Origin of the sequence: Nocardioides lianchengensis, from assembly GCF_900101465.1 — a bacterium.
Classification (GTDB): Bacteria; Actinomycetota; Actinomycetes; order Propionibacteriales; family Nocardioidaceae; genus Nocardioides; species Nocardioides lianchengensis.
This window is the reverse complement of record NZ_FMZM01000012.1, coordinates 66,784-79,900: the sequence shown is the minus strand read 5'-3', so window position 1 is coordinate 79,900 and position 13,117 is coordinate 66,784. Positions and strand designations below refer to the sequence as shown.

At 74.0% G+C, this 13,117-nt stretch carries 14 protein-coding genes; 7 read left to right on the top strand and 7 right to left on the bottom strand.

Features of this window, described 5'->3' with window-relative positions; translation table 11 throughout:
• The first annotated feature begins 87 nt into the window (after positions 1 to 87).
• Complete coding sequence (locus BLT76_RS20190) at positions 88 to 1,461, top strand: cation:dicarboxylate symporter family transporter (RefSeq protein WP_090860104.1); 1,374 nt, start codon at positions 88 to 90, stop codon at positions 1,459 to 1,461.
• A 60-nt stretch (positions 1,462 to 1,521) separates the two neighbouring features.
• Here BLT76_RS20190 and BLT76_RS20185 read toward each other — a convergent pair whose 3' ends face one another.
• Together BLT76_RS20185 and BLT76_RS20180 are read right to left on the bottom strand one after the other, a co-directional pair.
• Positions 1,522 to 2,253 (bottom strand): class I SAM-dependent DNA methyltransferase, encoded by a 732-nt coding sequence (locus BLT76_RS20185; protein WP_090860103.1) that lies wholly within the window; start codon positions 2,251 to 2,253, stop codon positions 1,522 to 1,524.
• Positions 2,254 to 2,406: 153 nt separating this feature from the next.
• Positions 2,407 to 4,071, bottom strand: a complete 1,665-nt coding sequence (locus tag BLT76_RS20180) for an acyl-CoA dehydrogenase family protein (RefSeq protein ID WP_090860102.1) — start codon at positions 4,069 to 4,071, stop codon at positions 2,407 to 2,409.
• 18 nt (positions 4,072 to 4,089) lie between these two features.
• Between BLT76_RS20180 and BLT76_RS20175 the strand changes: the two genes are divergently transcribed.
• From BLT76_RS20175 to BLT76_RS20165, 3 genes are read left to right on the top strand one after another with little or no spacing between them, the layout of a single operon-like run.
• Positions 4,090 to 5,049, top strand: a complete 960-nt coding sequence (locus BLT76_RS20175; RefSeq protein ID WP_090860101.1) for a YihY/virulence factor BrkB family protein — start codon at positions 4,090 to 4,092, stop codon at positions 5,047 to 5,049.
• A 10-nt stretch (positions 5,050 to 5,059) separates the two neighbouring features.
• Positions 5,060 to 6,151 (top strand): potassium channel family protein, encoded by a 1,092-nt coding sequence (locus BLT76_RS20170; RefSeq protein ID WP_090860100.1) that lies wholly within the window; start codon positions 5,060 to 5,062, stop codon positions 6,149 to 6,151.
• A gap of 57 nt (positions 6,152 to 6,208) precedes the next feature.
• Complete coding sequence (locus BLT76_RS20165) at positions 6,209 to 8,155, top strand: ATP-binding protein (RefSeq protein WP_090860099.1); 1,947 nt, start codon at positions 6,209 to 6,211, stop codon at positions 8,153 to 8,155.
• Between the two features lie 3 nt (positions 8,156 to 8,158).
• On the opposite strand, the gene BLT76_RS25900 is transcribed toward BLT76_RS20165, so the two are convergent.
• Positions 8,159 to 8,494: an STAS domain-containing protein gene (locus BLT76_RS25900; protein WP_170867172.1), complete on the bottom strand. Its 336-nt coding sequence runs from the start codon at positions 8,492 to 8,494 to the stop codon at positions 8,159 to 8,161.
• A gap of 92 nt (positions 8,495 to 8,586) precedes the next feature.
• Positions 8,587 to 8,811: a hypothetical protein gene (locus BLT76_RS25895; protein ID WP_170867171.1), complete on the bottom strand. Its 225-nt coding sequence runs from the start codon at positions 8,809 to 8,811 to the stop codon at positions 8,587 to 8,589.
• Between the two features lie 117 nt (positions 8,812 to 8,928).
• Here BLT76_RS25895 and BLT76_RS20155 point away from each other — a divergent pair, with 117 nt between their 5' ends.
• On the top strand, positions 8,929 to 9,393 hold the full coding sequence (locus BLT76_RS20155; RefSeq protein ID WP_090860097.1) for a hypothetical protein: 465 nt from the start codon (positions 8,929 to 8,931) through the stop codon (positions 9,391 to 9,393).
• A gap of 175 nt (positions 9,394 to 9,568) precedes the next feature.
• Here the strand turns inward: BLT76_RS20155 and BLT76_RS20150 are convergent, their stop codons facing one another.
• From BLT76_RS20150 to BLT76_RS20140, 3 genes are read right to left on the bottom strand one after another with little or no spacing between them, the layout of a single operon-like run.
• Entirely contained in the window at positions 9,569 to 10,156 is a 588-nt protein-coding gene (locus tag BLT76_RS20150; RefSeq protein WP_090860096.1) for a CBS domain-containing protein, read from the bottom strand.
• A gap of 34 nt (positions 10,157 to 10,190) precedes the next feature.
• Entirely contained in the window at positions 10,191 to 11,024 is an 834-nt protein-coding gene (locus BLT76_RS25890; RefSeq protein WP_090860095.1) for a universal stress protein, read from the bottom strand.
• Between the two features lie 10 nt (positions 11,025 to 11,034).
• Positions 11,035 to 11,586, bottom strand: a complete 552-nt coding sequence (locus tag BLT76_RS20140) for a flavodoxin family protein (RefSeq protein ID WP_090860094.1) — start codon at positions 11,584 to 11,586, stop codon at positions 11,035 to 11,037.
• Here BLT76_RS20140 and BLT76_RS20135 point away from each other — a divergent pair.
• The gene (locus BLT76_RS20135) at positions 11,577 to 12,140 is read left to right on the top strand and encodes a pyridoxamine 5'-phosphate oxidase family protein (protein WP_090860208.1); all 564 of its coding nucleotides are present in this window, start codon (positions 11,577 to 11,579) and stop codon (positions 12,138 to 12,140) included. The two genes, BLT76_RS20140 and BLT76_RS20135, sit on opposite strands and share 10 nt — an antisense overlap.
• A gap of 106 nt (positions 12,141 to 12,246) precedes the next feature.
• On the top strand, positions 12,247 to 13,095 hold the full coding sequence (locus tag BLT76_RS20130) for a universal stress protein (protein WP_090860093.1): 849 nt from the start codon (positions 12,247 to 12,249) through the stop codon (positions 13,093 to 13,095).
• Positions 13,096 to 13,117 lie beyond the last annotated feature (22 nt).

Genomic DNA, 13,117 nt, shown 5'->3' with positions numbered 1-13,117 from the left:
CGACCAGAACGGTGACCCGCGTCACAGGTCGTTCCAGAGTGAGCCCCGACCGCCGGGCGCCACCCGGCCACGTAGCGGAGGAACCTGATGAGCAGCACGACAACCGTGGATCCGGTGAAGCCGGCGACCCCGCCGCCCAACCGCAGCCACTACCTCTACATCGCGGTGATCGTGGCCGTCGCGCTCGGCATCGCGGTCGGCATCATCTGGCCGAGCTTCGCGATGGACCTCAAGCCGCTCGGCGAGGGCTTCGTGGCCCTGATCAAGATGATGATCCAGCCGGTCATCTTCTGCACGATCGTGGTCGGCGTCGGCTCGGTGGCCAGCGCGGCCCGGGTCGGGGCGGTCGGCGGCCTGGCGCTGGCCTACTTCGTCGGCATGTCGACCTTCGCCCTCGCGATCGGCATGGTGGTCGGCAACCTGCTGCACCCGGGCGACGGGCTCAACATCTCCGAGTCCGGCTCGGCGGCCGCCGAGAAGGCCGCCGCCGAGGGGCACGGCAGCACCACCGACTTCCTGCTCGGGATCATCCCCGACTCGTTCTTCTCCAGCCTGACCTCGGGCGAGGTGCTGCAGACGCTGCTGGTCGCCCTGCTCATCGGCTTCGCGCTGCAGGCGATGGGCCCGAGCGGCAAGCCGATCCTGAAGGTCGTCGAGCAGGCGCAGAAGCTGGTCTTCCGGGTGCTCGCGATGATCATGTGGGTCGCCCCGATCGGCGCGTTCGGCGCCATCGCTGCCGTCGTCGGCGAGACCGGCTGGGAGGCGCTGAAGAGCCTGGCCATCCTGATGCTCGGCTTCTACATCACCTGCGCCCTGTTCGTCTTCCTGGTCCTCGGCACGCTGCTGAAGGCCGTCACCGGGGTCAACGTCTTCAAGCTGCTGAAGTACCTCGGCCGGGAGTTCCTGCTCATCGTCTCGACCTCGTCGTCCGAGTCCGCGCTGCCCCGCCTGATCGCCAAGATGGAGCACGCCGGCGTCGACAAGCCGACCGTGGGCATCGTCGTCCCGACCGGCTACTCGTTCAACCTCGACGGCACCGCCATCTACCTCACGATGGCCTCGATCTTCATCGCCGAGGCGCTCGGCGACCCGCTGTCCATCGGCGAGCAGGTCTCGCTGCTGGTCTTCATGATGATCGCCTCCAAGGGGGCTGCCGGCGTCACCGGTGCCGGCCTCGCCACCCTGGCCGGCGGCCTGTCCTCGCACCGTCCGGAGCTGCTGGACGGCGTCGGTCTGATCGTCGGCATCGACCGCTTCATGTCGGAGGCCCGCGCGGTCACCAACTTCGCCGGCAACGCGATCGCCACCGTCCTGATCGGTCACCTCACGAAGGGCCTCGACCGGCCCCAGCTCGACCGGGTGCTCGCCGGCGACGACCCGTTCGACGAGACCACGATGATCGACGACGATCCGGACGAGACGCCGTACCAGGAGGCCGAGCGGGAGCAGGTGCGCGCCTAGCGACCGTCGTCGAGAGACGCCAGATGGCTCCTTCCGGACCCCGGGAGGAGCCATCTCGCGTCACTCGACGGGCTTGCGCCAGACCGAGACGTGCGTCTCGCTGTCGGAGGTGTACGGCGAGCGCCGCCAGTCGGCGTACCGCGCCTCCAGGCGGAGGCCGGCGATCCGCGCCATCAGGTCGAGCTCGGCCGGCCAGGCGTAGCGGAACCGGCCCGCGCCGTACCGGACCGTGTCGCCGTCGCGCGTGTAGTGGTGCGACACGCACTCCTGGGTCACCAGGTCGAAGGTGTCTAAGCCCAGATGGCCGTCGGACACGTCGAACGGCGCGGCGAGCTGGCCTGGCGGCAGTCGGCGCAGCGGCGGGACGCCCAGCTCGACCACGAACCGCCCGCCGGGCTCCAGGTGCGCCGCCGCGTTCTCGAAGCAGGTGACCTGCTCGTCCTGGGTGCGCAGGTTGGAGATGGTGTTGAAGACCAGGTAGACGAGCGCGAAGGTCCCCGGCACCCGGGTCGTCGCCATGTCGCCGACCACGACCGGTACGGCGTCGGTCTTCGCGCGCAGCCGAGCCGCCATCGGCTCGGACAGCTCGATGCCGCTCAGGGGTACGCCCCGCTCGCTCAGCGGTACGGCGACCCGCCCGGTGCCCGGCGCGAGCTCCAGGGCGCGGCCCCCACTCGCCAGCTCGGCCAGTAGGTCCACCGTGGGTCCGAGCACCTCGGGCGCGAACATCCCCGCGCAGTCGTCGTCGTACGTCCGGGCGGACTCCTCGTCCCACACCTCGCTGCTGGTCATGCGTCGACCCTGCCCGGGCGGGCCGGTCGGGCGCGACCGGTTATCAGCGGCGCGTCCCACGAACGGCGCACGTGCGCTGTCCGCGGGAGCGCGGGCCACCTACTCGCCCGTAACCGGCGCAATTGCGCTGTTTCGGGAGCCGCGCGCCGACCCTCAGACGACCGGCGTCGTCCGCTCCACGATCGCGCGCAGATCGCCGCCGTCGAGCGCGCCGTAGGTGCCGTCGTACGACGAGCCGAGCCGCGAGGCGCAGAAGACGTCGGCGACCTCGGCGGGGGCGAAGCGGACGAGCAGCGAGGCCTGGAGGACGGCGGCCATCCGGCCGGCCAGCCGGCGGGCCTGGGTCTCCAGCTGGGCCGGGTCGCCGAGCAGCGAGCCGAGCAGGGCCAGGGTGTCGTCGACCGCGCGGTCGAGGCGGGCGTCGCCGCCGCGGGCCTGGCCGACCTCGGTGATCCAGGCGTCGAGGGCCTCGGGCTCGCGACCGAGCGCGCGCAGCACGTCGAGGGCGTTGACGTTGCCGGAGCCCTCCCAGACCGAGTTGAGCGGCGCCTCGCGGTAGAGGAGCGGCATGACCGACTCCTCGACGTACCCGTTCCCGCCGAGGCACTCCAGCGCCTCGCCGACCATCGCGGGCGTGCGCTTGCAGACCCAGAACTTGGCCAGCGGCAGGGCGATCCGGCGCAGCGCCGCCTCGTGCGGGTCGTTCCGGCGGTCGACCGCGCCCGCCAGTCGTACGGCGAGCGCCGTGGCCGCCTCGGTCTCGACGGCCAGGTCGGCCAGCACGTTCTGCATCAGCGGCTTGTCGGCCAGCGTCGACCCGAAGGCCGAGCGGTGCGCCGCGTGCCAGGAGGCCTCCGAGACCGCGCGCCGCATCAGCGACGTCGAGCCGAGCACGCAGTCCAGCCGGGTGGCGGCCACCATCTCGATGATCGTCCGCACGCCGCGCCCCTCGTCGCCGAGGCGGACGGCGACCGTGCCGTCGAGCTCCAGCTCGGAGGAGGCGTTCGAGCGGTTGCCCAGCTTGTCCTTCAGGCGTACGACGTCGAGCTGGTTGCGGGTCCCGTCGGGCAGCACCCGCGGGACGACGAAGCAGGTCACCCCGCCGGCCGCCTGGGCCAGCACCAGGAACACGTCGTTCATCGGCGCGGAGGTGAACCACTTGTGCCCGTGCAGCGTGTACTCGCCGTCGGTCGAGGTGGGCCGGGCGAGCGTGATGTTGGCCCGCACGTCCGAGCCGCCCTGCTTCTCGGTCATCCCCATGCCGGCCAGCGCGCCGAGCTTCTCCGACACGGGCCGCACGCCCGGGTCGTAGCTGCGCGACGCCAGCAGCGGGGTCCACTCCTTGGCGATCGCGTCGTCGGCGCGCAGCGCGGGGACCGCGGCGTAGGTCATCGAGACCGGGCAGCCGTGCCCCGGCTCGGTGTGCGACCAGGCCATGAAGCCGGCGGCGCGTCGTACGTGGGCGTGCGGCGAGTCGTCCTCCCACGGCGCCGCGGCGAGGCCGTGACCCACCGACCGGCCCATCAGCCAGTGCCACGACGGGTGGAACTCGACCTCGTCGATCCGGTTCCCGAACCGGTCGTACGGCGTCAGCCGCGGGTGGTGCTCGTTGGCCAGCCGACCGTGCTCGCGGGCCTCCGCCGAGCCGGCCTCCGCGCCCAGCCCGACCAGGTCGTCGACCACCTCGGCCGACCCGTGCCGCACGACCGCCTCGGTGAGGGCCCGGTCGGCGGTGACCACGTTGTGCCCGACCAGCGGCGGGGCCTGGTTGGTGACGGTGCGGATCGCGGCGCGCGAGCCGAGGTTCGACGTAGCCATGGAACTACCGTAAGCGGCATGGCCACCCCCGACAGCACGGCGCCGCCGGCGACCGGGAGGACCTGGTGGCACCGGTTCGGGCAGACCCTGTGGCGCCTCGTTGTGGCGACGGTGGGGTCCTGCCTGCGCTACCGGGTGACCGGGCTGGCGGCCGAGGGGGCGTTCTTCGCGGTGCTGTCGGTGCCGCCGCTGGTCTTCGCGCTGGCCGGAGCGATCGGCTACGTCACCCAGCAGTTCAGCCCGACCGAGATCGAGAACATCCGGCAGGCCGTGCTCGACCTCTCGTCCCGGGCGCTGACCGAGCGGGCCGTCCAGGAGGTCATCCGGCCGACGCTCAACGACGTGCTGCGCGGCGGCCGCTTCGACGTGATCTCGCTGGGCTTCGTGCTGGCCCTGTGGTCGGGCTCGCGGGCGCTCAACGTCTTCGTCGACACCATCACGATCATGCACGGCCTGGGTGGCGAGCGCGGGATCATCCGGACCCGGGCGCTGTCGTTCGTGCTCTACGTCCTGGCCCTGGTGACCGGCATCGTGGCCATCCCGCTGATGGTCATCGGCCCCTCGCTGCTGGAGCACTGGGTGCCCGACCGGGCCGACGCGGTGCTGTTCTTCTACTGGCCGGTCGTGGTGGTGCTGTGCATCTGCTTCCTCGCCACGCTCTACCACGTGTCCGTGCCGGTCCGGACCAACTGGTCGTTCAACCTGCCCGGCGCGACCTTCTCGCTGGTGGCCTGGGTGGTCGGGTCCTACGTGCTGCGCTGGGTGCTCCAGGCGACCGCCGCCGACTCCCGATCGATCTACGGCCCGCTGGCCGCACCGATCGCCGTCCTGCTGTGGCTCTACATCGTCTCGCTGTCCGTCCTCATCGGCGCCGCGGTCAACGCCGCCTTCGACACGGTCTTCCCGCAGAGCTCCACGACGAAGGCGCGCCTGGAGCTGGTGCAGCGCCTGCGTCACCTGACGACGCGCGACCGGTAGGTTGCGCAGCGTGCCCTCCGTCTCCGCCGAAGCCCCGACCGGGCGCGTCGGCCTCGTCGCCCTCCCGGACCGGGCCCGGTCGCCGTGGTGGGAGCTCGGCCGCCGGCTGCTCGCCGCGCTGGCGATCCTGGTCGGCACCGTGCTGCTGGTCTACTTCGACCGCGACGGGTACGGCGACAACGCCGACGGCTCGGTCAACCTGATCGACTCGATCTACTACACGACCGTCACGCTCAGCACGACCGGGTACGGCGACATCGCGCCCGTCAGCGACCGCGCCCGGCTGATCAACGCGTTCATCGTCACCCCTGCCCGCATCGCCTTCCTGGTCCTCCTGATCGGGACCACCCTGGAGGTCCTCGCCTCGCAGGGACGGGAGATGTTCCGCGTCGCTCGTTGGAGGAAGAAGATGGGTCACCACGTCGTCGTCATCGGCTACGGCACCAAGGGCCGCAGCGCCGTCGAGACGCTGGTCAACAACGGTCTCGAGCGCGAGTCGGTCGTCATCGTCGACCCGAGCGGGGTCGCGCTGCAGGAGGCCCACGCCGACGGGCTGGCCGTGGTCACCGGCGACGCCACCCGCCGCGAGGTGTTGCGCCGCGCCGGCGTCGCCGATTCCGACCAGGTGATCATCACCACCGACAGCGACGCCTCCAACGTGCTCGCCACGCTGACCGTGCGCCAGCTCAACCCGGACGCCTGGATCGTGGCCGCGGTCCGCGAGCAGGAGAACGCGCCGCTGATGAAGCAGTCCGGCGCCAACTCGGTGATCACCTCCTCGGACGCGGTCGGCCGGCTGCTCGGCCTCTCCTCGCTCTCGCCGACCCTGGGGTCGGTCATGGAGGACCTGCTGACCTACGGCGAGGGGCTCGAGGTCGCCGAGCGCGACCTGCTGGTCTCCGAGGTCGGCAAGCAGCCGCAGTCGCTGCCCGACCAGGTCATCGCCGTGGTGCGCGACGAGAAGGTCTACCGCTACTTCGACCCGGTGGTCACCCTGCTCGCGCGCGGCGACCGGCTGGTCGTCGTACGCCCGGCGAAGGAGCTGCCCTGGGCGCCCCGCCCGGGCACCCACGGCGAGGACCTCGCCGCCGACGACGGCTAGGGTCGTCTCGCAGCAGCTCGTACGGCGTTGGGGTCTCGGGAGGATCTCAGGGGGAGCATGACGTCGGGCCGGGTGCGATCGTCCGCCGTGGCCGTCGGCTGCGCGGTGCTGTACGTCGCCGCCGGGCTCCTCGGCCGGGCTCTCCTCGTCGAGGGGACGTCGCTGTCGCTGGTCTGGCCGGCGGCGGGACTGCCGCTGCTGTGGTTCCTGCTCCGCCGGGTCCGCGTGCGGAGCATCGACGTACCGCTGCTCGCGGTGGCCGCGGCGACCGTGCTCGCGCTCACCGGCACGGGCGGACCCGAGACGGCGCTCGTGACGGCGACGACCGTCGGGCAGACCCTGCTGGCGGCCGCGCTGCTGCGCCGCTGGTGCCCCGACCTGTACGGCGCGGGCGGGACCCGGCCGCTCGACAACCCGCGGATGCTCGCCCTCCTGGTCGCGGCGATCGCGCTCGCGATGGCCGCCGGCGCAGGGGTGGGGACGCTCGGCCTGGCCGTCCTGGGGCGTGACCCGGAGCCGGTGACGCTGGCGCTGTGGTTCGGGCGCAACCTGTGCGGAGCGCTGGTGGTGACCGCCCCGGGCCTGCTCGTGGCCGAGCGGCTGGCCCGCCCGCGGCCGCGCCCGCCCGTGCTGGCGGGTGGCTCCGGCGGTCCGGCCGAGCTGGTGGTCGCCTCGATCTTCACGATCGTCGTGCACGCCGTGACCTTCGGCTTCGGCGAGCTGTCGTTGGCCTTCGTGCTGGTGGCCGCCACGGTCTGGTTCGGCACCCGGTTCCCGACCCTGGTCCTCGCGGTCCAGACGGGTCTGACCGGGATCGTGGTCGTGGTGGCGACCCTCGACGACATCGGCCCGTTCGTGGCGGTCGACGAGCCGGGTGTCCCCGCGCTGCTCGCCCAGCTGTACGTCGTCTCGACGATCGTGATCGGCCTGGCCCTGGCCACCGGGCGGGACGAGAGCCGGCGGCTCACCGACGAGCTGCGGACGGCCGAGGCCGACGCGGTCTACCAGGCGCGGCTCCTCGACGCGGTGGTCGCCACCATCGACTCCGGCATCGCGGTGGTCGACGACGTGGGCGAGATCCGGTTCCGCAACGAGGCGGCCGCCGCGGTGATCGGCGACGGACCGGCCCTCGGGTCGGAGGGCGAGGTCGCCTCGCGGCTGCGCGACGCGGTGCGGCGCGCCCTCGGGGGCGACCTGGTCCGCGGGCTCGAGCTCGTGGTCGGCACGGACGGCGAGCAGATCCTCGAGGTCTCCGCGACGCCGCTGCCGCGCGACGGCCGTCGCGACCGGGGGCGGGTCCTGGTGCTGTTCCGGGACGCCACGACCGAGCACGACCAGCGGGTCGAGCTGCTGGCCTTCGCCGGGGTCGTGGCCCACGACCTCCGCAACCCGCTGGCCGCGATCGAGGGCTGGACCGACCTGATCGACGAGCACCTCGAGCGCGACGAGCTCGAGCTCGACCTGAGCCGGCAGTTCGTGGCCCGGGTGCGCTCCTCCTCGGCGCGGATGCGCGACCTGATCGACGACCTGCTCGCCCATGCCGAGTCGCGCGACCGCGAGCTGAAGGTGGTCCCGGTCGACCTGGCCGCGGTCGTCGGCGAGGTCGCCCGTGCGCGTGGCGCCGACGAGCAGATCTCCTGCCGGGGGGCGGTGCCGAGCGTGTGCGTCGACCCGGTCCTGGTCCGCCAGCTCCTCGACAACCTGCTGGGCAACGCCCTGAAGTACGTCGCCCCCGGCACCGTTCCCGCGATCGAGGTGTCGGGCGAGCGGGAGGGCGACCTGGTCCGGGTCGCGGTCGCCGACAACGGCATCGGCCTGCCGGCCGGGGAGCACGAGCTGGTCTTCACCGAGTTCCACCGAGCCCACCACCGCGAGTACGACGGCAGTGGGCTCGGCCTGGCCATCTGCCGCCGGATCGTCACCCGGCACGGCGGCACCATCCGGGCCTACGACAACCCAGCCGGCCGAGGCACGGTCTTCGAGATGACCCTGCCTGGGGCGTGAGGCTCAGGCGTGCTGCGGCAGCGCGCTCCGCGCGACGTCGGGCAGCCGACCGCCGAGACCGGTCGCGGCCCGCAGTTCGCGAACCTGGCGGTTGGTGCGGACCAGGCTGACGGTCGTGCCGGGCTCCGACTCCAGGTCGTGCCAGGTGCGGGCCATGACCCCCAGGGCGGAGGCGTCGACGAACTCGACCCCGCTCAGGTCGACACGCAGGTCGGTGCAGGTCAGGTGGGCGGCCCGGTTCAGGCTGCGACGCAGGGCCAGGGCGCCGAAGACGTCCAGGTCACCGCTGAGGGAGAAGTGGGCGACGGGTGGGACGTCGGGGGATTGGACGAGGAGCAATGTGACCTCCGGCCACGTGCGGCGCTGGACGCGCCGATGTCGTCGACGGTACGCCGGACCTCGGCCCGACGTATCACCCCCCGGGGGGATCGTCACTCGCGCCGCCGTACGTGGGCGGAGGAGACCCAGCCCTGTCGGACGTCCCAGGCGCGGACGCCGCCACCGCTGACCCAGACCGCCAGCGCCTCCCAGTCGTGGCCTCGGCGACGCCACTCCAGCAGCAGGCCGGGGGACCGCTCGGCCCAGCGACCGGTCACGCACACCCAGACGTGCTGGGGCACGGTGTAGCCCCTGGTGCCCGTGACGCGGTCCCGCATGGACGAACGATAGAACATGTGTTCGAACTGGGTCGTCCGGTTCCTCCCCAGGGAGGAGGGTCGATCCAGCGCGACCGGGGTACCCCGGCAGCCCCGCTCGCGACCCAGGAGGCAGTCATGGACCCCCGCACCACCGACCGGACCCGGAAGGCCCGGCTCATCCGAGGCGGCTCGGCTGAGCCGACCGGAGTGGCGTGGCTCGACGAGGAGGGTGAGGACGTCGCCGACGCGCGGGTGTTCCGGAGCCGACTGCTCCGTCGGGTCCTGGGGGTGCGGGTGCACGCCCCCGCGGGCGACGGCGACCTGGTCCTGGTCTCCACCCGCCGGTCGAGGGTGCTGGCCACGCCGGTGCCCTACGAGACCGACACCGGGCCGGTCGTGCTCGGGGCCGAGCCGCTCGGCCCGAACACGCACGTGCTGTCCTGGCGTCGGCCCGCCGGCTCCTGGCACGCCTTCGCCGTACTCCGCCTCGACGGGGCCCGCGACGCCGAGCCGCTGCCGTTCGACCCGGTTCGCCGTCAGGTGCCCGGGCTGCGGCGCTACCCCACGGGTCGGCTCCGGGAGGCCGTCCTCACCCGTTAGAGGCGCGCCGTCACCCGTCGGGGTGGCGTCGGGGCGCGACCCCTCCGGGTACCCACAGGTCTACCCAGGAGGCCGCATCGGGGCGGAGATGGCGGCCGCGCGCGAGAAGGCGCCGCGCAGCCCGGCCCAGCCGAGTGCGCTGAAGAAGACGATCGACGCCGTCATCTCCTGAGCCTCACCCGACCCGTACCTCCACCACCCCCGGAACGGTGCGGGCGACCACCTCGGCCAGCGACCGCTCGCCGCCGCCCATCGGCCCGACCACCTCCACCGACCCGTCGGTGACGGTGACCAGCCAGTCGGGGTGACCCAGCGAGCGGTAGGTGTCGTCGAGCTCGGCCTCGATCACGCCGTCGGCGCGGGCGAGCATCCGGACGACGTCGCTGCGCGCCACCACCCCTGCCACCCGGCCGAGCTCGTCGACCACCGGCAGGCTCTTCACGCTGGTGGTCGTCATCAGTTCGACGGCCACGGCGAGGTCGTCGTACGGGCGCACGGTGACGGGGCGCGGGGTGAACACCTCGTCGACGCGGCGCGGCGGGTGTGGGGCGGCGGGGAGCGGGCCGAGGTGCGTGCGCGGGTCGCTCGGCACCGACTCGCGGATCAGGTCGGCCTCGCTCACCACCCCGACCAGCCGCCCGTCGTCGTCGACGACCGGCAGCGCCGTCACGCGGTACGACGCCAGCAGGCCCAGCGTCTCCTTGACGGTGGCGTCACGCCGCACCGTCACCACCTCGCGCGTCATCACGTCGGTCACCAGCATGTCGTCCTCCTGGGGGATCGGCTCGGGGGTCGGGTCACGGCACGACCACCAGCGGGCCGGCCGTGCGGGGCAGGCAGGTCGCGACCAGCGGCGCGACCGGGGGCAGCACCACCGCGCGGGCGTGCGCCGAGAGCCGGACCAGCTCCGCGGCCAGGTCGCCCACCGGGACCGACACGCGCACGGGCACCTCGGGGTAGACCTGGGTCACCGCCCGGACCGCGTCGGCGACCAGCTGCTCGCGCCGGCGGAAGACGCGGAGTGCCCGGTCCCGGCCGGTGCCGGTCGCGAACGGCTCCCAGCCCGCGACCAGGTGCACGCCGACGCCGCGACGCCGCGCAGCCACCAGGGCGTACGACAGCGCCCGCGCGGCGAGTCCCTGGCCGTCCGGCTGCAGCCCCGGGAGGCCGAGCAGGACCGGAGCGGTGGCGGGGACGTCGTACGGCATCCAGGTGGTGGGGACCGCGGCCACCGGCCGGGGCGCCCGCAGCGCGACCTGGAGCACGACCGGACTGAGGTCGCGCCCGCGGCCCAGCACCAGCAGCTCACTGCGCCGGGAGGCGGTGAGCAGGCCCTCGACCACCGGCCCGACGGCGCGCTCCAGGATCGGCGCCTCGCCGAGGGGCGCGTGGAGCAGCAGCCGGCGCAGCACCGCGCGCTGCACGGCCAATGGCTGGTCGTCCCAGGCCGGGTCGTGCACCGGCACGCACTCCAGCAGCGCCAGGTCGGCGGCGGTGCGGTGCGCCTCGGCGGCGGCCCAGGCGACCGCTCCCGGGCAGCCGCAGCGGTCGTGCACGCCGACGGTGACCCGCCGGTGCGGCCGGCCCGGGTCCCGGTGGGCCTCGGCCCGGTGCAGCGACGCGGTGGTCACGGTCCCGTCCTCAGCTCGCGACGGCGTCGGAGCGCAGGCGGATGCCGAGGTAGGCGCCCCAGGTCTCGGCGCGGGCCAGCTCGTCCTCGAGCAGCGGCCCGACCCCGTCGGTGACATAGAACGAGATCGGCTCGTCGGTCCGGTAGCCGTGTCGGCGCAGCACCCGGGTCGCCTTGGCGGACGCCGACCCGGGCAGGTGCTGGAGGTGGGCCAGCCGCGTGTCGAACGCCGCCGCCCGCTGCCCGCTCACCTCGGCGGGCAGCTCGGCGAGCCACTCGCGCATCCCGCGCCCGGCCCGCTCGGCGGGGGCGCCCTGCTCGACGGCCTCCGCCCGGGTGCTGGCCCGGCTCAGGGTGAACGCGTGGGTCGGCGACCCGACCACCAGCAGGTCGTACGACGCCACCGGCATCGGCGGCCGGCCCTCGGACTCGGCGCCGACGTCGACGGTGTCGACCTCGAGACCGGAGCGGGTCAGGCCGCAGGCCACCGCGGTGGCCAGGCGGGCGGTGTTGCCGAACAGGGACTCGCGCGCCACCAGGGCGCGACCGGCAGGTGTGCTCATGCGGCCAGCCTTCTCCGGTCGCCGGGCCCCGCCCACGGCCGATCGCCCCCAAGCAGGGGGACGAAGGGCCCTGTCCGTCCGGCCGCAGCCGACGCCACGCTGGGGTCGAGAGAGCCGAGATCGTCCTGGACCCGGAGGACTGCCGGACGCTGCTCGCCAGCGGCGTAGTCGGCCGTCTCGCGTTCTGGGCGTACGACGGCCCGCGCATCCAGCCGATGAACTACACGGTCGTCGGCGACGCGGTCCTGATGCGGACCCGGGTGGGTTCGGCGCTCGCGGAGCTGCTCGACGGTCGGTCCGGCGAGCCGGCGGCGTTCGAGGTGGACGGGCTGGACCACGCCGACCAGGTCGGGTGGAGCGTCCAGGCCTGCGGTCCGCTCGAGGTCGTCGCCGCCGGGTCGGCGGCGACGGCCGACCAGGGGCGGCCGGTCCGGCCGTGGGCGCCGGGGGAGCGCGAGGTCGTCGTACGGCTGGGGTGGCGGGAGCTCACCGGGCGCCGGCTCGGGACCGGATGGGACCCGCTACAGCGGCCGGCGTACCGGAGGGTCGACTAGTCGAGGGCGTGATCGGGACCGGCGGCCTGCTGACCCGGGCCGTTCGTCCCTGGCCCCGTCGGCCGCGGGGAGGTGAGCGTGGTGACGCGAGAGATCGGAGCACGCCATGACCGTCCTGTCCCCGCCCGTCGTCGTCGCGGTCGGCCGCAGCGGCTCGCGGGCCGCCGTCGCCCACGCCGCCGGCGAGGCCGTCCGGCGGGACCGCCGCCTGCACCTGCTGCACGCCACGACGGACCCCGCGCCGGACGACGTCCTCACCGCCGCCCGTCGGTACGCGGACGCGGCGGTCGCCGGCCTGGTGCCGGTCACCGCCGGCACGGTGCCGGGCTCCCCGACCGCGGTCCTGACCGGACCGGCCGTCGACGCCGCACTGCTGGTCGTCGGGCGGTCGTCGTACGCCGGGCACCCCTACGTGCGCACGCTGACGGGTGTCGCCGCCGCGCGGGTGCCCGCGCCCGTGCTGGCCGTCCCGGACGACTGGGTACGGCGTACCGCCGGGCCTCGGGTGGTCGTCGGGGTCGACGAGGGCGCCAACGGGGGCGAGGCGCTCGTGGAGGCGTTCGCCGCGGCCCGGGCGGGGGGCGCGGCCCTGACCCTGCTGGCGTCGTGGTGGCGTCCGGCTCGCGACCCGGAGGAGGTGGCGGCCGAGGTCGAGCGCGCCACGGCCAGCCTGCGCGCATGGCACCCCGACGTCCCCGTGGACGTGCGGGTGGTGCACGGGCCCGCGGGGGAGGCCCTGATCGAGGCGTCCACGGACGCCGACCTGGTGGTCCTCGGTCGCCACGAGCCGCTGCTCCCCGGCGGATCGCGCCTCGGTCCGGTGGCGCGGGCGGTGCTACGCGACGCCCGCTGCCCGGTGTTGCTCAGCACGCCGGTCGACGCCCACCGGGTGCACGTCCCGGGCCCCCGCCGGACCGGGTCCAAGGGCCTGCCGACCGGTGGCGTCCGGCCCTGACCCGGACGGTCCGAGCGCCGGA